The organism is Corynebacterium sp. 239_CJEI (assembly GCF_001055995.1).
GTDB lineage: Bacteria > Actinomycetota > Actinomycetes > Mycobacteriales > Mycobacteriaceae > Corynebacterium > Corynebacterium jeikeium_D.
Map to the genome: position 1 here is coordinate 25073 of NZ_JVOW01000017.1, position 18471 is coordinate 43543.

The window sequence follows — 18471 nt, forward strand, 5'->3', positions numbered from 1 at the left end:
GTCGTCGATTACTTCTCGTCGCCGAGCGAGCCAAACTTTTCCGCCAGGCCAGCCCAACGCGGATCAATGCGCTCCTCTTCACCCGAGATGCCGTCTGGCTCCGGCACTTCTGAGTCCGACTCAGCACAGCTGGAATCGAAATCCAGACAGGTCGGATTGAAGGGCAGATTCAAGCCCGCCTCATCGATGACGGCTTGAGTGATATCCACCGTATTGTCGACGATCTGGCCAACTTCGTCCTCAAGGTCTTCTTCCTCGGCATCGTCGCCTGTGATGAAGTCCTCGTTGTTGGAAAAGACAGCCGAAATGTGGAAGCTGAGCTCCGGATTCAGCGGGGCTAGGCAGCGGACACACTCGCCGGTGGCCTTGGCAGTCACAGTCGCGTCAACCATGACACCACTGCCGAGGTTCGTGACAATGCCGTCAACGACAACCTCCTCGCCAGCGGCGATGCCAATCATCTCGACACCAACGCGGACGGGGCTATCGCCTACCTTGCGGAACTGCTCGGGCATGCCGCCCTGCAGACATGTCGAAACGTCCAGAACAAATGGGGATGAGTCAGTCATGATAGACCTCAGTCTACCCCGAAGATGCGCTAACGCTCGTACCGGCGGCGTTCCTGCCCCTCGGAGAAGGAAGACGGCGCGCTCTGTGCCCCTGCACCACCGCCGACGGCACCGGCCCCCGAACGCAGTACCGAGCGATTGCGACCGACATTACGCAGGGTCTCCTGGAGAGTCTGTTCAAACTCGGCGAGCTTGGAATCAACGTAGCGGTCACACTCTTCACGGAGGCGAGAGGAATCCGCGTGTGCGTCGGAAAGCAGACGATTCGCCTCGTCGTTGGCTTCGCGGACGACCGTTGACTCAGCGACCAGGCGAGCCTGCTCCTCGCGGCCTTCCGCAACGGAACGCTCGTAGGATTCGTTACCAGCGTGAATCAGGCGATCGGACTCGGCAGAAGCACGATCCACAATGCTGTCGTACTCGTGCTGAGCATCCTCGCGGAGGCGACGGGCGTCGTCCTCAGCGGCCGCGACGGTGCCAGCTGCGTGGGCATTGGCATCCTCGACGGTGTGGTTAGCGCGGGCCTCGGCCTCGTCGACAATGCGATGGGCTTCTTCATCCGCAGTCGAAATGGTGTTGTTCGCCCGGGCTTCAGCATCGTTGATAATCTCATCCCGCTGGTCCAAGACATCCTGCGCGTCATCGAGCTCAGCCGGGAAAGCATCCCTCAGCTCATCGAGCAACTCGAGAACACGCTGACGCGGAACCATACAATTGGCCGACAGTGGCACGCCGTGTGCCTCTTCTAGGATCTGGACCAGTTCATCAAGAGATTCGAAGACGCGAAACATGACTTACATGCTACTTCAGTCGGCGCTGCAGGGCGTGCAAGACAGGCTCAGGAACTAGCCCTTCCACCGAACCGCCGTAGCGAACAACTTCCTTCATCAGTGTCGACGACACATGACCGTACTTCGGATCAGCTTCCACAAAGAGAGTCTCAATGCCCGTCATGCGCCGATTCATCTGCGCCATGGGCGCCTCGTACTCGTAGTCCGCCGCCGAGCGCAGACCCTTGACCAGGCAGGTGATACCCTGCGCGGAGGTGTAGTCAACCAACAGCTTCGACCAGGAGTCCACCTGCACATTGTCCAAGTGCTGCGTGCACTGCCGAATGAGGTCCATGCGCTCTTCGACGTTGAACATGCCCTGCTTATTCGGGTTGTGGGTAACCAGCACGGTCACCTGATCGAATTGGCGCGCGGCACGCTCAATCACATCGAGGTGACCAGAGGTCATGGGATCGTAGGAACCGGGGCAGCATGCGTGAGTCATAGAGGTCAAACCACCTTTGGCCGTCGTAAAGCGTAAAGAAGAACGTTAAGCGTTGTAGATAGCGGTGTCGAAGCGCGCCAAACCGTGAATGCGACGCTTCAGCTTCTGCTGGAGCTGTTCGTAGCCCTCGGGCCACTGCGTCTCCTCGTCATCGCGGTGACGCTCCACAGTCACGACCGCGCCCGGCGCGAGGAAACTGCGCAGCGCCTCCAGCATCTCTGTAACGGCCTCCCCCGCCAGCTCATAGGGCGGATCCGCAATAACGCGGTCAAAAGGCTCGCCCGGCGCGCCCGCAAGGTACGACGACACTTTCATCGGAGACACGGCCACATCAGGATGCCCCACGGTGCGAATGTTCTTTTCAATAGCGGCAATGGCGTTCGGATCGTTTTCCACCAACACGACGGAACGCGCGCCGCGAGAAGCCGCTTCCAAACCGAGCGCGCCCGAGCCAGCAAACAGGTCGAGAACGCGAGTTCCCTCTAGCCCAAAGCGTGTTGACCAGGAGGAAAAGATGGCTTCCTTCGCGCGGTCACTAGTTGGCCGAGTGGTCTCTCCCTTAGGCGCGACTAGCCTACGACCGCGTGCCTCACCTGCAATAATGCGGGTCATCTACTTCCCTTCGTGCGATGTGTTCTCGTTGCCGTTGTGCTGTGCCGTGGCGCTGTGAGTTGCTGGCGTGATTCTTGCCAGCAGCTGACCGCCTTCGACATCCACAAATTGATCTGCCGCCACCTCCGCGACCGTGCCCGGGCAGGGCGCTAAAACCGGCGCTTCTAGCTTGACGGCCTCCACGACCGCAATAACCTGACCGGTCGTCACCGAGTCTTTCTCGGCGACCTCCCAGCGGACTACTCCTGCAAAAGGTGCACAGACATCTACCATGCCCAACAGTCTACTTTGGTCTTACTAGGAGCGGTCCAAGTAGTTCGACTGCTCTTCATCGATATCGGAGATAAGCTCTCCCACAAGCCTCTCATCAACATCGAGAAGAGCCATGGCATCATGTCGGGTGCGCTCGATGATTTCGCCGTCGGTGGTGAGGTCCACCAGGCCGAGGCCGGTTGCCAGTCCCGATTGGTCATCGCCGAGCAGATCGCCGAAACTACGCGTGGCCAGGTCCAGCTCCGCCAGTTGAATGCCGTCGGTGGTGGCGGCAATGCGGTCCAGCCGGGTGCGCTCCGGTGTCTGCGAATGCGTGTGTGTACATAGGAAGCACAGGCCACCACGGTCACCACGGCCGACACGACCGCGCAGCTGGTGAATCTGCGAGATACCGTAGCTCTCGGCGCGGCGAATCATCATGATCGTGGCCTCTGGTACATCCACGCCGACTTCGATAACTGTGGTGGACACCAGCACATCCAGCTGTCCTGTGGCAAAGGCCTGCATCACGCGGTCTTTGTCCTCCGGTGCCATATTGCCGTGCAACTGACTGATACGTACACCGGGCAGTTTTTTCCTCGCTCGGTCGAACACCGCCTCCACGGACTCGTCGAGGAACTGTTCCTCATCGCGGGTAATGCGGGGACAGACAATGAAGGCGCGGTTGCCCTTGGCCACTTCTTCCCCAATGCGCTCCCAGGTTCGTGCCTCCCAGCGGGGTTTCTCCAGCGTCGGTACGACAAAGGATTGGATTTCCTGACGTCCCCGTGGCAATTCCGTCAACTGCGAAACTGCGAGGTCGCCAAAAATGGTCATCGCTACCGTGCGCGGAATCGGGGTTGCCGACATCACCAACAGATGCGGTGTCATTCCACCCCGTCCCCTGCTTCGCAGCTGATCGCGCTGGCGCACACCAAAGCGGTGCTGCTCATCGACGACCACCAGCCCGAGATCGAAGAACTCCACGCCCTCACTGAGCAGGGCATGCGTGCCGACGACAATGTCAGCCTCCCCGTTGACTGCCTCCAACAGGGTTGCCCGGCGCTCCTTCGTCGACATCGATCCCGTCAACAGTCGTACAGTCACTGCTACTCCGGCTTGCTCCAGCATCGCTGTCAGCGATCGGTAGTGCTGTTGGGCCAGGACTTCCGTCGGCGCCAGCATCGCGCACTGCCTGCTGGAATCGACTGCTTGCAGCATTCCCAGTAGGGCCACCACGGTCTTACCCGAGCCGACTTCACCTGCTAGCAGGCGGTTCATCGGGTTAGACCTCGCTATATCCTGCGCGATATCGGCTGCGACCGCGACCTGACCGTCGGTAAGCGAAAACGGCAACCCCCGGCGTAGCTCGTCGCGAAGTCCCCCGGCGACTTCCATGCAGGCCGGAGCGGTGAGACTCGCTTGAGTACGCTTGCGTGCACCAACGGCGAGCTGGAGCTCAAGCGCTTCGTCGTACTTCAGTCGGGCAAGCGCGATGTCGGGGCCCGCGATGGAGGGAAAGTGTGCGCCACGCAGTGCGGAGTCGAAATCGGTAAGTCCCTCCGGCGTGGCGGGCAATGGGTCTGGCTGCAGCGGTAACCATTCGAGGATGCGCTGCATGTACAGAGCCAGGTGAATACCCGCTACTCCTTTACGGCCACGGTAAATGGGCAGATAGGGGCGCGTGAGCAGCCGCTGCATCTCCGCAATCCCCTTGGCTGTCTTCGTCAGTGTGGCCAGCTTGCCAGTGGCTGCGCCTACCGAACCATCGGCTTTAAGCACCATGCAATCAACATTTTTCAGCTGTAGCTCATTGCGGAACTCGCTGAGCGTGCCAACAATGAGTAGACGCACACCGGGGTGCAGCATATTGCGCAGCCATTCGGCACCGAAAATCGCGGCCGGAAGAATGCGCACGCCGTCGCTGACATAGATTTTCAGTGGCTTGCGTCGGTCGGCGAAGGCGGGCGCTGGCGAAATGCTGTGCACCTCCACGACTGTGGTGATGGTGTCGCCAATGTCGGAAAATGACACATCTAAGCTCTTACCCTGCGCCACGTAGCGCTTCGGGAAATTCGTCAGCGCATCCGAGACGGTCTCCATACCAAAAGCCGTATGCAGCTTCTTTGCAGTCTTTGGCCCCACCACGATATTCAGGGGCGTGCGCGCATAATCCGAGCCGAGCCATCCGAGCATCGCGCTACTCGATTCCTACCTGCACCAGCTCATCGATGCCGGTCGCATCATAGGCTACGACCTCCACAGGCTTGTCCAGCCGCGCCCGCACTTGCGCTATGTCCACGCCCTCAGCTCCGCGCCCGAGCAGCAGAGTCACTAGTTCCCCGCCGCCAGCCAACAGGTCTGAGATGGTCTCTGTGAGCGCGTCAGTCAGGGGCTTATCGACGTCCGCAGCGACTACAGCCGTTCGCGTGCCATTGGCAGCCTCTCCCATCGCATACGCAGCAACCGCCAGCGGCAGCTCAGCCGAATGCACGGCCAAGGCAGCAAGGCCAGCCGGAATGGAGACTGTGGACACTACCGCGAGAGTCGGATTAGCCGCAGCAGCAGCGAATTCGATATCCGCCAATTCCTGGTCGCTGACCAGCCCATTTGGCAGCAGGATAACCTCGTCCGCGCCCCTCATGGCAGTCAGTGCCTTGGTGACCACATTGTCAGCGAACTCCTGGTCGGCGATGGCTGCGCGATCTGTGGGAGTGGATGTGGGAGTCGGAGCGGGGGTCGGGCTGATAGCAATCGCCCCAGAGGAGGTGATGAGATCATTCAGCGGACCATCCGGCACTACCGCAATGAGGATGCGAGTGGAGTCAGGTGTTGTCTCCGGCTCATCGAGCACCTCGATACGGATGCGTTCCGGACGACCGAAGTCAAGTGCTGCCTCGATAACCGCGCCCGGCTCCACTGTGTGGATATGCACCATGTACTGCGCGGTCTCCGCATTACCAGCATCACCTGCGATGATGAGCGAATTGCCCAGCGGGTTCAACCGCTCTCGCAGCGCTTCCACCGCCTGGGTATCCGCCAAGGAAATCAGGTACATGACCTCCATCTCAACGGTGGCTACGTGTGGCGCGTCGACATGCAAATCGACCGGTGCGGCTGCGCGGCCGCTGACTTCGTCGGCAAGCGCGTCGAGCAGAATGACCAACCCCGCGCCGCCGGCGTCGACCACGCCCGCCTGCTGCAGTGCCGGGAGCTGGCTGGGGGTTTTCGCCAGCGCATCGCGAGCGGCATCCGCGATCGTGTCGGCGAGCTCCTCAATCGAGTCGCCCTCAAATTCCTCCGCGGCAATCGCGGCGTGCCGCAGGACTGTCAGAATCGTGCCCTCCACCGGATTGGCAATCGCTTGGGAAACATGTTGCACAGCTAGCTTTAGCGAGTGTTGTACCGACTCAACGCCAATGCCACTACCGGAGGCAGCCTCAGCCACCGCGCGAAAAACCTGCGAGAGCACAGTGCCCGAATTACCGCGGGCGCCGCGCACTGCACCGGCAGCTAGGGCCGCGGTGACTGCGCGAACATCGGAAGCGTCAGCCTTTTGCGCTTCCTCATAGGCCGAACTCAACGTCGCGAGCATATTCGACCCGGTATCGGAATCCGGTACTGGGAAGACATTGAGACTGTTGATCTCATCGCGGCGGGATTGAAGCGCGTCAATCCCCCGGGCAACCCAGCCGACAATGGCGGCAGAACCAATCTGCAAAGACATGAATTCCTATTCTAGCGTCCAGTCGATAGGGGTAGCTCCCTGACGAATCAGCGACTCATTGGCCCGGCTGAACGGACGCGACCCGAAGAACCCACGGGATGCCGACAGCGGTGACGGGTGCGGCGAACAGATGCAGTCCACGCCGGGGAGCCAACGCTGCAAACTCTGCGCGTCGCGTCCCCACAGAATGGCCACGAGAGGCTGATCACGGGCGACCAATGCTTTGATGGCATGCTCCGTGATTGCCTCCCAGCCCTTACCGCGGTGCGAGGCAGCAGCACCCGGGCGCACGGTCAGTACACGGTTGAACAGGGCCACGCCCTGCCTACTCCACGGAGTGAGGTCACCGTTGGAGGGAGTCGGGAGCCCCAGGTCGGAGGAGTACTCCTTAAAAATATTCGCCAACGACCGCGGTACCGGCTTCACATCCGGCTGGACCGAGAAGCTAAGCCCCATCGCATGCCCCGGGGTCGGGTACGGGTCCTGACCGATAATGAGCACCTTGACCTCATCGAATGGATAAGTAAAGGCGCGCAGCACATCGGTGCCCGCGGGCAGGTAACCGTAGCCGGCCGCGTTCTCCTCGCGCAGGAACTGCCCCATCCGGTGGATGTCATCGGCCACTGGCTCCAGCGCCTTCTGCCACCCTTCTTCGACCGGCAACGGATCCATGTCATGCAGCCTTTCTTCTCAAAACCTCTTCGAACTCTTAAAAGGAAACCCAACCGGCATCGCGGGCAGGAGGTTTGCCGTCGATAAGCACCGAATCGAACTTTTCCTTCGACACCGTACCGATAGCGCGGAACCCCGTCGGAGGCTCCCCCGGCGTCGAACCGATCAGTGTATGGTCCTCCCCTCCGGTGAGCACCCACTCCCACGGGTCGATGCCCAGGTATTCACCAGCGGCAATCTGCAACTCATCGGGCGCAATAGCACTGCTGTCAACTTCCAAAGTAACCCTGGAGGCCTGCGCAATAGCGCGGAGATCCACCACCAGTCCATCGGAATTGTCCGTCAGTGAACGCACACCTGTGGCTCGCGCCGTGGCACCCCTGCGATATTCAAATTCGGGCGTACAGTGTGCTGCCACCAGCTGCGCAAACTCACTCGGAACCTTTGCCGGGCTTCCGCAGTGCTGCAGCAGCGCAAGGCCCGCAGCAGAGTAGCCGATGCGTCCCGACGCAATCACCGTATCCCCCGCGCGTGCCGCTGAGCGCAGCAGCGGCCGCCCAAGCCCACCGAGTTCGCCCATCGCACTGATGGAAATCACCAGAGAATCTCCGCTGACCATGTCACCACCGACGAGCTCCGCCGGACATTGCTTGCCTTCCTGCCACAACCCCTCGGCGATACCGGTGACCACACTCACCGGAGTATGCAACGGTGCTGAGATGGCGAAAAGCATGGCCGTTGGACGCGCACCCATCGATTCGATATCGGCGAAGTTCTGTACTGCGGCCTTAGCTCCAACTTGCTGAGGTGTCGACCAGTCCAGGCGGAAATGGCGCCCTTCCACCAACATGTCGGTGGAAGTGACAAAACGGGCGTTGGGGGTTGTCTGTGTCAAGACGGCGGCATCGTCGCCATTGCGTGCCGACGGGGCGATAGCCCGGATGGCCTCAATGACCCCAAACTCGCCAATATCGCCAATGGTCAATTCAGTCACAGTGTCGAGTCACATTCCTAATAGTCGATGGTTAACCGTTAATAGCGGAACCCGTCTCGGTATTGCCCCCCAACCAATTGGAGTTGGTACCGGACAACGTAGAATCAGGCCCATGGTAGACGCACCCCCATCGGGAGAAACAGTTCAGTCCAAGGGTAGCCGGACACGCGCGGGCATCGCACTCGCTATCGCCATTATCTCTATCCTCGGCATCATTTTTGCCGCAAAGATTTACCAGGATAATCAGGCGACAAAGCCAGTCGCGATTTCCAACCCGGAGCTCCCCGCCAATGACTCGCCCGAGTGTGCGGAACTGCTCGACCGACTGCCAGATCGCGCCGCAGGTCTGGTTCGCGCCGACATTGCAGAGCCAGCTCCAGAAGGTGCCGCTGTGTACCGAAACTTGGAACAAGACCGCATCACGCTGCGCTGTGGCGCGAACGTACCTAGCCAGTACAACGAACTGGCTAAGACCGAAGAGGTCAAGGGCATTTCGTGGCTGCGTGTTGTCGACAGTACCGACGAGTCTTTGGCGACTTGGTTCACCGTCGGGCGCGAACCGGTTGTTGCAATTACCGCCGAAGGAAATGCAGAGGCGGAGGATGCCCTGAGTGACCTCGCCGAGGCGCTGCGCCCGGACTCCGCGTACAAGAACAAGCCGGAGCGCGGCGGCGTCCCACTGGTAGAACTGGCAGCTCCGGAAGCTGATAGGCGCTGCAGCGGCTTGGAGGCTGCCCTCCCCCGCGAGCTTGGCAACCGTCACCGTCTGAGCACAGAGGAAATGCCGGCTGACATGCCGAAGGACATGGTCATTTGGGGCGGCACCCCAGCCGATCCGGTGGTGCTGCGCTGTGGTGTCGACGAGCCGGCTGGCTATAGCACCACCACGCAGCAGCTGACGCAGGTTGGCGACATTGTCTGGTTCAACGAACCAACGCTTTCCTCCGGTACCTCCGCCACCTGGTACGCCATGGGCCGGGAGCGCTTCGTCGCCGTTGAAATGCCGATGTCGGAGGCCAGCTCACTGATGCCGGTGCTCTCCTCGGTCATCGCGGACAACCTGGAGAACATCTCGCCGAGCGAAGAAAAGTAAGAACCAACTTCTATCGACGAGCTACTAGCGCCCGCTCAATCAGGGCGCTGAGCAGCTCCTCGTAGGCAACACCGGAAGCCGCAAACATCTGCGGGTACATCGAAATCGGGGTAAAGCCCGGCATGGTGTTGACCTCATTGATAATCGGGCCATTATCCGTGACAAAGAAGTCCACGCGAGTCAGCCCATCAGAGCCCAGTGCCCTGAACGCCCGACGAGCATCCGTGTCCAGTGCCTTCAAAACATCCTCCGGCAGCTCAGCCGGGATCTGCGCCGAGACGACATCATCCAAGTACTTGGTCTCAAAACCGTAGAAGCCCTCGTCAGAGTCCTCCGTGCCACGCAGCAACGACGGAACTGATACCTGCAGGCTGCCGTCAGCGCGCTGCAGCACACCAATCTCCACTTCGGCGCCGTCTACACCGGCCTCTACAATGACCTTCCAGTCGTGCTCTCGGGCCAGCTCTACCGCCGCATCCAGATTCGCCCAATCATCGACGCGGGAGATACCAATCGACGATCCACCACGGGCAGGTTTAACGAACACCGGCAGGCCAAGGGTCTCCTTGTCCTCGTCGGAAAGCGACTCGCCGACATGCAAAACAACCTGCTTGCCAATAGGAAGCCCCGCTGCCTGCAAGAGATTCTTCGTGCGTTCCTTATCCATTCCCGCAGCGGAAGCGAGCACGCCCGGGCCGACATAAGCAATGCCGGAAAGCTCAAAGAGCCCCTGAATCGTGCCGTCCTCGCCGTGCGGACCGTGGAGGACCGGGAAGATAACGTCGACGGTGTCGAAAACCTCGCCGGCGCGATCACCGGTGACGAAGCGGAATTCACCGCGGCGTGACGGCGAGGTGCTCAGCGCAACCTCCTCGCCCGGGATGACCTCAGGCATCGTACGCCCCTGCGTGCGCAGCGTATCCGTCTCACGCGTGCCGACGGTCCAGACACCATCCTTGGTAATACCAATGGGAACCACTCGGAAGCGGTCTTCATCCAGGTGATCCATAATTGCGCCGGCCGAGACACAGGAAACACTGTGTTCAGGGCTTGCGCCGCCGTAGATGACGGCGACGGAAATGCGATCTGCAGACGAGCTATTCGACGAAGTCATGGTGACTAAGTTTAGCCCCGACCTCGTTTAAGTGGTTACTCCGACTTGCGGCTGCGCCCCATCAGCTTGCGAATTGTCTCATCGACCTTCGCGCCTTCGTGGCAGACGGCGTAAACGGCCTCAGTAATTGGCATTTCCACGCCATTGCGACGAGCGAGGTCACGGACCGAGATTGAAGAAATCACACCCTCAGCCACCTGACCGCGCGTAGCGTGCTGCGCCTGCTCCATCGTGTCACCGCGACCGAGACGATCGCCGAAGGTACGGTTACGCGACAGCGGCGAGGAACAAGTGGCCACCAAGTCACCGAGGCCCGCCAATCCCGCGAAAGTCTTATCTTCTGCACCAACCGCGTCGCCCAGACGCGTGATTTCCGCCAAGCCACGGGTGATAATGGTTGCCAGCGTGTTCTCACCCAATCCTTGACCAGCGGCCATACCGCAGGCCAACGCAATGACGTTCTTGCAGGCACCGCCGATTTCGCAGCCGATCACATCGGTGTTGGTGTACGGGCGGAAGTAATTAGTGGCAACTGCCGCCTGAATCATCTTGGCGTTGTTCTCATCGGCGCAAGCAATCACCGTTGCCGCTGGCTGCTCCATCGCAACTTCGCGGGCGAGGTTCGGGCCGGACAGCACCGCAATACGCTCTGCTGGCAGGTCTGTGACCTCCGCAATGACCTCACTCATGCGCAGATGTGTCTCGCGCTCCACACCCTTGGCCAGGCTGAGCAGAATCGTCTCCGGCCCGATGAAGTCCTTCCAGACCTTGAGGTTGTCACGCAGAGTCTGCGAGGGCACGCCCAGCACCACCACATCCGCGCCCTTCAGCGCGGCCTCTGCATCCGAGGTGGCTTCGATGTTGCGCGGCAGCCCCAGACCAGGCAGGTAGTCGTGGTTTTCGCGGCTGATCTCAATACGCTGTGCCTGCTCCGCACGTCGCGACCACAGCCGTACAGGATTGCCCGCATCAGCAAAAACCTTGGCGAGCGTCGTGCCCCACGAGCCCGCACCCATCACTGAAACCTGCACCATCGCCGCGACCTTCCTCCGTTAGTCTCTAATCTCCAACAAGTCTAGCGAGACGTTCTCACACTGCGATACTAAACTAGGTCGGCGACAAAGGATTGAAAGGGAATTCACGATGATGCACGAAGAGGACAAGGACCTCAAGGGCGATACCTCCGTGACCGGTCGCCTGCGCCAGATTCCAACGAAGCCAGGTCAGGATGTCACCAAGCCGACCTTCGCGGCCGGCGCGGTTCTATGGCGCGGCGATGTCCACAACCCTGAAATCTGCGTGATTCACCGTCCCTCCTACGACGACTGGTCGCTGCCGAAAGGCAAGCTCGACGCCGGCGAGAACCTCATTGCCACCGCCGTCCGCGAAATCTGGGAAGAGACCGGTTACCGCGTCCGTCTGGGCAAGCTCGTCGGCAACGTCTCTTACCCTGTCGCCGGACGCACGAAGCTGGTCTGGTACTGGACCGCTGAGGTTCTAGACGGCGAATTCGAACAGAACTCCGAGGTCAACGAGCTTCGTTGGGTCTCCTGGGACGAAGCCGAGGAGCTGCTGTCCTACGACCTCGACCGCGACGTGCTGGTCAAGGCCCGCAAGCGCATGAACAAGGAACCGGACACCCGTCTCATTCTGGTTCGCCATGGGCGTGCGCACCGTCGCACCAACTGGAACGGCAATGATGCACTGCGACCACTGGATAAGAAGGGACGTCGTCAAGCGGAACTGCTCGTCTCTGCCCTGGAAGGCTTCCGCCCCGAGCGGATCTACTCCGCCGAGCCCGTGCGTTGCCAGGACACCGTCGCGCCACTCGCCGCAGAGCTGGGCATGCAGGTCACAGTCGACGAACGGCTTGGCGACGAGCACTGGATTGCCAACCAGGTGGAGTCCAAGAAGGCCTTCGAGGACATTGTCGCGCTCGGCGGAGTCAGCGTGATCTGCTCTCAGGGCATCACCATCCCAGACCTACTTGCCGCCTGGTCCGCTGAGGGCACCCTGCCATTCGACGAGGAAATCCTGTGCAAGAAGGGCTCTGCCTGGGTGCTGGGCTTCAACGACGGTGTGATGACCACGGCTGATTACTACGCCTCGGCGCTGCCGGTGAAGTAGCCCCTACAACCTCGGATCCATCGGCTCTGACTCCAGCGCCAACACGCCGAAGACAGGGACGTGGATTCGATGCAGAGGCTCGCCCGCCGCTAGACGTTCCAGCGACTCAATGCCGAGGGCATACTCGCGCAGCGCCGATGACTGCTTGTGCTGCAGATTTCGCCGCTTCAACTGCTCTTGACGCTGCGGGTGCAGGTAGTCATGCCCATAAATCATGCGCAGATACTCCCGCCCCCGCACCTTCATACCGGGCTGCACCTGGCGGTCCACTGCCGCGTTTTCCATTGGCTTGACGACGGCCCCCTCCCCGCCCGACTCTGTCAGCTGCAACCACCACTGCGATGCGGCCTCTACCTGTTCCGGGTCACTGGGGTCGAGGACGAAGCAGCGCGTCTGCTGGTAGATCTCACTGTCAGCTGCTACCAGCTGGTTCGCGATATCCAAGTGCCATGAGTGCGGCTTGTGGTGCCAGGTGGCATCCTCACTTGCCAGCACTTGGAAGGGTGCGAACTGAATCTTGTTGTCGCTGTCGACATAGCGGTTGTAAGCAGCGCGGAACTTCTCGAGTTCGTCCAGAGTCTGTTCTGGAGCGGGACCGCCGACCTCTACTCCCCTATCGGTTGCCGCCTGCAGAGCGACCGCGAGCTGTCTGGCAGCACCAATACCGGCGGCAGCGGTGGGTGCATAGATGTCGTCGATAAGCCCTTGTGCCTTGAGATTCCAAGGCAACATTTCACCGTCGAGCAGGACCCAGTCGCCGAATTGATCGAAAAGCCCGGCGCGCTCTGCGGCCTTGGTCATTTCGTCGAGTGCTGGATTCTTACCTTCGAAGAAGGCGCGTCCGGTACGGGTATATGCGTAGGTGCTAGCACCGAAACGGGTCTTTGCCCCTGGCCGGATCAGGCAGAGCACAGCTCGGGAACCCATGTGCTTCTCCTGACAAATGACCTGGTCAGTGTGCGCTGCGTAGTAGCGGAATGCCTCCTCCGGGTGTTCCAGGAATCCCTCTCGCTGCGAGGTCGGCGCCGGTGACATTGTCGGTGGCAGGTACGGAATTTTCTCCGGCGCGAGCGTAAAACGACTAATTGTTTCCAGCGCTGCAGCCGCGCGGTCACTATCAATGCGGATGCGGCCATGGCGCCCAGTCTGGATACCATCGACATCCAACACGTCAGTGATGCGCAGCTCGGACTCCGTGCGATTGGTGGTCTTGCGGGATGGGGCCTCCCACCAGGTGTGCTTTGCATCAACCTGCACAGTCTCTAGCTCGGGATAGCGCAGCGCAGAGAGCTTGCCGCCAAACACGCAACCAGTGTCGATGCACATGGTGTTATTGACCCAGCGCAGACGGTCCGCTTCCATGTGGCCATAGACCACACGGGCGGAACCGCGGTAGTCCGCTGCCCAATCCAAACGTTCTGGCAGGCCATTTTCATCACGCTTGCCAGTAGTCGCACCGTAGAGCGCGAACTCGCGGACCTTGCCGGAGGCCCTGCCATGGAGGTGCTCAGGCAGTCCCGCGTGGGCTACGACCAGGGCGCCGTCATCCAGCACGTAGTGCACCGGCAAGTGGTCGATGAAGTCGCGGACGTCCTTCCGGAATTCCTCACTTTCGTCGGCGAGCTGAGTGAGCGTTTCGGCCAGCCCGTGGCCCGTGGTGACGTTGTGGCCGTCGAGGGCGCGCACCAACTTAGAGTCGTGGTTTCCGGGCACGCAGAGAGCATTGCCGTCCGAGACCATCCCCATGACCAGCTTCAAGACGGCTGGGCTATTGGGGCCGCGGTCAACGAGGTCACCAACGAAAATGGTCTTGCGGCCATCTGGGTGATGAGCATTGCTGCCATCCGCCGAGAGCTCGTAGCCGAGCTTCTCCAGCAGTGCGGTCAGCTCGTCGAAGCAACCGTGGACATCGCCGATGATGTCGAAAGGGCCGTGGAGATCGCTGCGATCGACCTTCAGCGGCACACGTTCAATGGTGACGTTGTCGATTTCCTCCGCGGAATTCAAGATGAAAACGTTGTGAATCTTCTCGCGCTTCAGGTGCTTGAGCCCTCGGCGCAGGTCACGGTGCTGGCGCTCCAACACCTCTACTCCGAAGTTGCGGTCAGTGCGCTGCCTGTGCCGCTCCTTCACCTCCGCCAACGGAAGATTCAAAACGATAGCAGCACTGAGCGCATGGTGTCTGCGCGCCAGCTTCACGAGCCGGGCGCGGTCCTGCGGTTTCACATTCGTCGCATCGACCACGGTGAGTAAGCCTGCTTCCAGCCGCTTGCCGACGATCGTCTCCAGCAGCTCAAAAGCAGGCGCCGTCGCCGCCTGGTCATTCGGATCGTTGGAAACAATGCCGCGACAGGTATCCGAGGAAACGACCTCAAATGGACCAAAGTGTCGTGCCGCAAAGGTCGACTTTCCAGCACCGGAGACACCGACCAGCATGACCAAGCTGAGGTTAGGAAGTGAGATGGTACTCATAATTAGCTCTCCTCTGCTCCGGTGAAGTCGTAGGAAAAGACCGCCATTTCTGTCGGTTGTCCATAGGTTTCGTGCACGTCCCCAATACCGTCGAAGTCCACCAGATAACCGAACTTCTCAGCCACGCCCTTCGCCCACTGTCGAAACTCCACGCGACTAAACTCGAAACGGTGATCCAGGTGTCGGAACTGCCCGGGCGCTAGGTTTGGATAGCACGCGTTATAGTCGCTGTTCGGCGTGGTGACGATGACGTACTGTGGCCGGGCTGCTCCAAAGACGTTGTTCTCCAACGCGGGCAGTCGGTCGGCATCAACATGCTCGATGACCTCCATCAGGATCGCCACGTCCATGTTCGCGATGCGCTCATCGGCATAGGTAACCGAGGATTGGAAAAGCTCAACCCGCGCGGCTTGGCGCTCCGGCATACGATCTAGGTTCAGCGCCTTGTGCGCCTTACGAAGCTCCCCCACAGAAACATCGGTACCAACGATCTGCGCGATTCGCGGATTCTCCAGCATCGGCCCCAGCAACACGCCGGAACCACAGCCGATGTCCACAACGCTGCGCGGGCGCAGGCTAAATACCTCACGCAGGACCCGCTCTTGACGCTGTCGATTTAGTGGGTTGGCTGGCTGGTCACCGCTGAACAGTTCGATTGCACCGGCTTCCCCGGCTTCCCCAGCAAGCTTCACGACGGCCTCGTTGACCAGGCCTTTTTGATCCGCAAGGTAGCGCCCCAGGATTCTCTCCCGCTGTGGGTGCTCCGGTAGCCAGTCCTGCGCACGCGCGGCGAGCTTGTCGATTTCCCGGTCATCGACCCAATAGTGTTTCCCACCGTCGAGGACAGGAAGCAGAATATACAGGTGATTGAGCAAATCGCGGACGGTTGCTCTACCCGAAAGCGTTACCGTCGGTGAGAACTTCTGCCCGGCAACATTGTTCGAAAAATCGCAGGCAACGTTCCACCCCAGCGGCTCGAACAGAGCGCGAATCTCTTCCTCGGTGCCGGGTACCGCGGCGACCGTCGCGGTGAGGTCGCTTGGCACTTCGTCGTAAGGCGAGGGCTTCTCCATGACCATCGCTGTGGAGAAGACGGACTTCAGCGCCACTGTCATAATCGATGACGCGGCCCATTGCCGGTCATTGATGTAGCCGGTCAGATTGAACGTATCAGCGCGGTACTGCTTGAGTTTCAGCAGCTCGTCGCGGTCAATATCAACCCAGAGAACTGCCGTGCATTCGGCATCGGTAGCCGTGGGGAAAAAGACTCTGGCAACACCGAACTTTAACTCGGACTCATGCACGCGATCGGGATGCTTTCGCAAAATAAATCCCAAATCGCGTGCCGATTCAGCAGGCGAAGATTCACCGAGCCGAGAGTGTTTAGTGATTGCCAGATACATACGGCAAGTCTAACGCCTACCGCGGATTGGACTAGAGCATTTTTTGACCTACAGCGTCTTCGGCTTGTGGGCCGGACGACTCTCCTCGTAGGTCACAATGTCCGCTTCGTTGCGCAGAGTCAGGGAGACGTCGTCAAGCCCTTCCATCAGACGCCAGCGGGTGTAGTCGTCCACCTCGAACGGGAAGACCTGCTCACCTGCCTCGACGGTGCGGGTCTCCAGGTTGACGGTGAGCTCCATGCCGGGGTTAGCTTCCAGCAGCTTCCACAGCAGCTCGACATCGGACTGCTGCATCTGTGCGGCGAGCAGCCCCGCCTTGCCGGCATTGCCACGGAAGATATCGGCGAAGCGGGAGGAGATGACGACGCGGAAACCGTAGTCCATCAGGGCCCACACGGCGTGCTCGCGGGAAGAACCGGTACCGAAGTCCGGCCCTGCTACGAGGACGGAGCCCTTTGCGTATTCCGGACGGTTGAGCACGAAGTCGGACTCGTTGTTGCGCCAGTTGCTGAACAGGCCATCCTCGAATCCGGTGCGGGTGACGCGCTTTAGGTAGACAGCCGGAATGATCTGGTCAGTGTCGACGTTGGACCGCTGCAGGGGAACGCCGACGCCGGTGTGTGTATCAAACTTTTCCATGGTGAAAGGTCCTTAGAAGTTCTGCTTGGGTCTGTTGTACAAAGATCGGCAGTGAGAGTCAGTTAGAGATCAGCCGGTGCTGCGAAGTGACCGGCGACGGCAGTGGCTGCGGCGACAGCCGGGCTGACCAGGTGGGTACGACCACCCTTGCCCTGACGGCCCTCGAAGTTACGGTTGGAGGTCGAAGCGCAACGCTGGCCGGGGGTCAGCTGATCCGGGTTCATGCCCAGGCACATGGAGCAGCCCGGCATACGCCATTCAGCGCCTGCCTCTTCGAAGATCTTGCCCAGTCCCTCTTCCTCAGCCTGCGCACGGACCTTTGCGGAGCCCGGCACGATGAGCATCTGGACGCCGTCGGCAACCTTGCGGTCCTTCAGCACGTCGGCGACGGCGCGCATGTCCTCGATGCGGCCGTTGGTGCAGGAACCTACGAAGACCACGTCGACCTTGACGTCGCGCATCGGGGTGCCCGGCTTCAGATCCATGTACTCCAGTGCGCGTTCGGCCGCGATGCGGTCGGAGTCCTCAGCGATGAACTCCGGATCTGGCACGGTCTCCCCCAGCGGCACGCCCTGGCCAGGGTTAGTACCCCAGGTAACGAATGGGGTCAGCGCGGAACCGTCGATTTCGACGACCTTGTCGAACTTCGCGTCCTCGTCAGTAACCAGGGACTTCCAGTATTCGACTGCCTCGTCCCACTGCTCGCCCTGCGGCGCGTGCGGGCGGTCCTTCAGGTATTCGAAGGTGGTCTCGTCCGGAGCAATCATGCCGGCACGGGCACCGGCTTCGATGGACATGTTGCAAATGGTCATGCGGGCTTCCATCGACAGCTTCTCGATGGCCTCGCCGCGGTACTCAATAACGTGGCCCTGACCACCGCCGGTGCCAATCTTGGCGATAATCGCCAGAATCAAATCCTTGGCGGTAACACCATCCTGCAGTTCGCCGGTGACGTTGACCGCCATGGTCTTGAAAGGCTTCAGCGGCAGGGTCTGGGTAGCCAGAACGTGCTCAACCTCCGAGGTACCGATACCGAAGGCCATAGCACCGAAAGCACCGTGGGTTGCGGTATGCGAGTCACCACAGACGACGGTGGTGCCCGGCTGAGTCAGGCCCAGCTGTGGGCCGACGACGTGCACGATACCCTGTTCGCGGTCGCCCATCGGATGCAGGCGGATACCGAACTCCTCGGCGTTCTTGCGCAGTGTGGCAATCTGGGTACGAGAGGTCGGTTCCTCAATCAGATTGATTTTGCCGCCGGCGACAGTAGTCGGAACGTTGTGGTCCTCGGTTGCGATGGTCAAATCCGGGCGGCGCACCTTGCGCCCTGCCAGACGGAGGCCATCAAAAGCCTGTGGCGAGGTAACCTCGTGGACGAGGTGCAGATCGATATAAATCAAATCTGGTTCGCCGTTGTCGCCTTGCTTGACTACGTGGTCACGCCAGACTTTCTCGGCCAGAGTCTTCGGGCTGGTGTCCGTGGTGCGCATAGTGGGTGAGCCGCCTTCCGGATATATCTCTT

General features: G+C 60.5%; 17 protein-coding genes. 2 read left to right on the forward strand and 15 right to left on the reverse strand.

Features of this window, described 5'->3' with window-relative positions; genetic code table 11:
• Positions 1–8 precede the first annotated feature (8 nt).
• From ADB08_RS05285 to ADB08_RS05325, 9 genes are read right to left on the reverse strand one after another with little or no spacing between them, the layout of a single operon-like run.
• Positions 9–569, reverse strand: coding sequence for a YceD family protein (locus ADB08_RS05285; RefSeq protein ID WP_048735478.1), 561 nt, complete (start codon positions 567–569; stop codon positions 9–11).
• A 29-nt stretch (positions 570–598) separates the two neighbouring features.
• Positions 599–1360: a DivIVA domain-containing protein gene (locus ADB08_RS05290; protein ID WP_049171555.1), complete on the reverse strand. Its 762-nt coding sequence runs from the start codon at positions 1358–1360 to the stop codon at positions 599–601.
• Positions 1361–1370: 10 nt separating this feature from the next.
• Complete coding sequence (coaD, locus tag ADB08_RS05295) at positions 1371–1844, reverse strand: pantetheine-phosphate adenylyltransferase (RefSeq protein ID WP_016422540.1); 474 nt, start codon at positions 1842–1844, stop codon at positions 1371–1373.
• Between the two features lie 45 nt (positions 1845–1889).
• Complete coding sequence (gene rsmD, locus ADB08_RS05300; RefSeq protein ID WP_048735471.1) at positions 1890–2456, reverse strand: 16S rRNA (guanine(966)-N(2))-methyltransferase RsmD; 567 nt, start codon at positions 2454–2456, stop codon at positions 1890–1892.
• Positions 2457–2729, reverse strand: coding sequence for an acetyl-CoA carboxylase biotin carboxyl carrier protein subunit (locus ADB08_RS05305; RefSeq protein WP_049171558.1), 273 nt, complete (start codon positions 2727–2729; stop codon positions 2457–2459).
• 24 nt (positions 2730–2753) lie between these two features.
• Positions 2754–4904 (reverse strand): ATP-dependent DNA helicase RecG, encoded by a 2151-nt coding sequence (locus tag ADB08_RS05310; protein WP_049171560.1) that lies wholly within the window; start codon positions 4902–4904, stop codon positions 2754–2756.
• A 4-nt stretch (positions 4905–4908) separates the two neighbouring features.
• Positions 4909–6435, reverse strand: coding sequence for a DAK2 domain-containing protein (locus tag ADB08_RS05315; protein WP_049171563.1), 1527 nt, complete (start codon positions 6433–6435; stop codon positions 4909–4911).
• A gap of 6 nt (positions 6436–6441) precedes the next feature.
• Entirely contained in the window at positions 6442–7107 is a 666-nt protein-coding gene (locus ADB08_RS05320; protein ID WP_048735462.1) for a uracil-DNA glycosylase, read from the reverse strand.
• A gap of 37 nt (positions 7108–7144) precedes the next feature.
• The gene (locus ADB08_RS05325; protein ID WP_049171566.1) at positions 7145–8101 is read right to left on the reverse strand and encodes a thiamine-phosphate kinase; all 957 of its coding nucleotides are present in this window, start codon (positions 8099–8101) and stop codon (positions 7145–7147) included.
• A 112-nt stretch (positions 8102–8213) separates the two neighbouring features.
• On the opposite strand from ADB08_RS05325, the gene ADB08_RS05330 reads away from it, so the two are divergent.
• Positions 8214–9194 carry a DUF3515 domain-containing protein gene (locus ADB08_RS05330; RefSeq protein ID WP_048735456.1) on the forward strand — a complete coding sequence of 327 codons (981 nt, stop codon included), beginning with the start codon at positions 8214–8216 and terminating at the stop codon, positions 9192–9194.
• A gap of 10 nt (positions 9195–9204) precedes the next feature.
• On the opposite strand, the gene ADB08_RS05335 is transcribed toward ADB08_RS05330, so the two are convergent.
• Entirely contained in the window at positions 9205–10308 is a 1104-nt protein-coding gene (locus tag ADB08_RS05335) for a D-alanine--D-alanine ligase family protein (RefSeq protein ID WP_049171570.1), read from the reverse strand.
• A gap of 35 nt (positions 10309–10343) precedes the next feature.
• Complete coding sequence (locus ADB08_RS05340; RefSeq protein WP_049171574.1) at positions 10344–11342, reverse strand: NAD(P)H-dependent glycerol-3-phosphate dehydrogenase; 999 nt, start codon at positions 11340–11342, stop codon at positions 10344–10346.
• Positions 11343–11454: 112 nt separating this feature from the next.
• On the opposite strand from ADB08_RS05340, the gene ADB08_RS05345 reads away from it, so the two are divergent.
• Positions 11455–12435, forward strand: a complete 981-nt coding sequence (locus ADB08_RS05345; RefSeq protein ID WP_172954645.1) for an NUDIX hydrolase — start codon at positions 11455–11457, stop codon at positions 12433–12435.
• A gap of 3 nt (positions 12436–12438) precedes the next feature.
• Here the strand turns inward: ADB08_RS05345 and ADB08_RS05350 are convergent, their stop codons facing one another.
• The 4 genes from ADB08_RS05350 to leuC all read right to left on the reverse strand — a co-directional run bounded on the left by ADB08_RS05350 (position 12439) and on the right by leuC (position 18439).
• Positions 12439–14907 carry a polynucleotide kinase-phosphatase gene (locus ADB08_RS05350; protein ID WP_049171581.1) on the reverse strand — a complete coding sequence of 823 codons (2469 nt, stop codon included), beginning with the start codon at positions 14905–14907 and terminating at the stop codon, positions 12439–12441.
• 2 nt (positions 14908–14909) lie between these two features.
• The gene (locus ADB08_RS05355; RefSeq protein WP_048735444.1) at positions 14910–16310 is read right to left on the reverse strand and encodes a 3' terminal RNA ribose 2'-O-methyltransferase Hen1; all 1401 of its coding nucleotides are present in this window, start codon (positions 16308–16310) and stop codon (positions 14910–14912) included.
• Between the two features lie 48 nt (positions 16311–16358).
• Positions 16359–16949, reverse strand: a complete 591-nt coding sequence (gene leuD, locus ADB08_RS05360) for a 3-isopropylmalate dehydratase small subunit (protein WP_048735441.1) — start codon at positions 16947–16949, stop codon at positions 16359–16361.
• Positions 16950–17011: 62 nt separating this feature from the next.
• Positions 17012–18439, reverse strand: coding sequence for a 3-isopropylmalate dehydratase large subunit (gene leuC, locus ADB08_RS05365; protein WP_049171584.1), 1428 nt, complete (start codon positions 18437–18439; stop codon positions 17012–17014).
• Positions 18440–18471: the final 32 nt, after the last annotated feature.

Bases quoted from the DNA above. Each gene is read 5' to 3' on its own strand.
- coaD (WP_016422540.1), bottom strand. From the start codon at position 1,844: ATGACTCACGCATGCTGCCCCGGTTCCTACGATCCCATGACCTCTGGT.
- rsmD (WP_048735471.1), bottom strand. From the start codon at position 2,456: ATGACCCGCATTATTGCAGGTGAGGCACGCGGTCGTAGGCTAGTCGCG.
- leuC (WP_049171584.1), bottom strand. From the start codon at position 18,439: ATGCGCACCACGGACACCAGCCCGAAGACTCTGGCCGAGAAAGTCTGG.
- ADB08_RS05350 (WP_049171581.1), bottom strand. From the start codon at position 14,907: ATGAGTACCATCTCACTTCCTAACCTCAGCTTGGTCATGCTGGTCGGT.
- ADB08_RS05285 (WP_048735478.1), bottom strand. From the start codon at position 569: ATGACTGACTCATCCCCATTTGTTCTGGACGTTTCGACATGTCTGCAG.
- ADB08_RS05345 (WP_172954645.1), top strand. From the start codon at position 11,455: ATGCACGAAGAGGACAAGGACCTCAAGGGCGATACCTCCGTGACCGGT.
- ADB08_RS05305 (WP_049171558.1), bottom strand. From the start codon at position 2,729: ATGGTAGATGTCTGTGCACCTTTTGCAGGAGTAGTCCGCTGGGAGGTC.
- ADB08_RS05330 (WP_048735456.1), top strand. From the start codon at position 8,214: ATGGTAGACGCACCCCCATCGGGAGAAACAGTTCAGTCCAAGGGTAGC.
- leuD (WP_048735441.1), bottom strand. From the start codon at position 16,949: ATGGAAAAGTTTGATACACACACCGGCGTCGGCGTTCCCCTGCAGCGG.
- ADB08_RS05355 (WP_048735444.1), bottom strand. From the start codon at position 16,310: ATGTATCTGGCAATCACTAAACACTCTCGGCTCGGTGAATCTTCGCCT.
- ADB08_RS05320 (WP_048735462.1), bottom strand. From the start codon at position 7,107: ATGGATCCGTTGCCGGTCGAAGAAGGGTGGCAGAAGGCGCTGGAGCCA.
- ADB08_RS05335 (WP_049171570.1), bottom strand. From the start codon at position 10,308: ATGACTTCGTCGAATAGCTCGTCTGCAGATCGCATTTCCGTCGCCGTC.
- ADB08_RS05340 (WP_049171574.1), bottom strand. From the start codon at position 11,342: ATGGTGCAGGTTTCAGTGATGGGTGCGGGCTCGTGGGGCACGACGCTC.
- ADB08_RS05315 (WP_049171563.1), bottom strand. From the start codon at position 6,435: ATGTCTTTGCAGATTGGTTCTGCCGCCATTGTCGGCTGGGTTGCCCGG.
- ADB08_RS05310 (WP_049171560.1), bottom strand. From the start codon at position 4,904: ATGCTCGGATGGCTCGGCTCGGATTATGCGCGCACGCCCCTGAATATC.
- ADB08_RS05290 (WP_049171555.1), bottom strand. From the start codon at position 1,360: ATGTTTCGCGTCTTCGAATCTCTTGATGAACTGGTCCAGATCCTAGAA.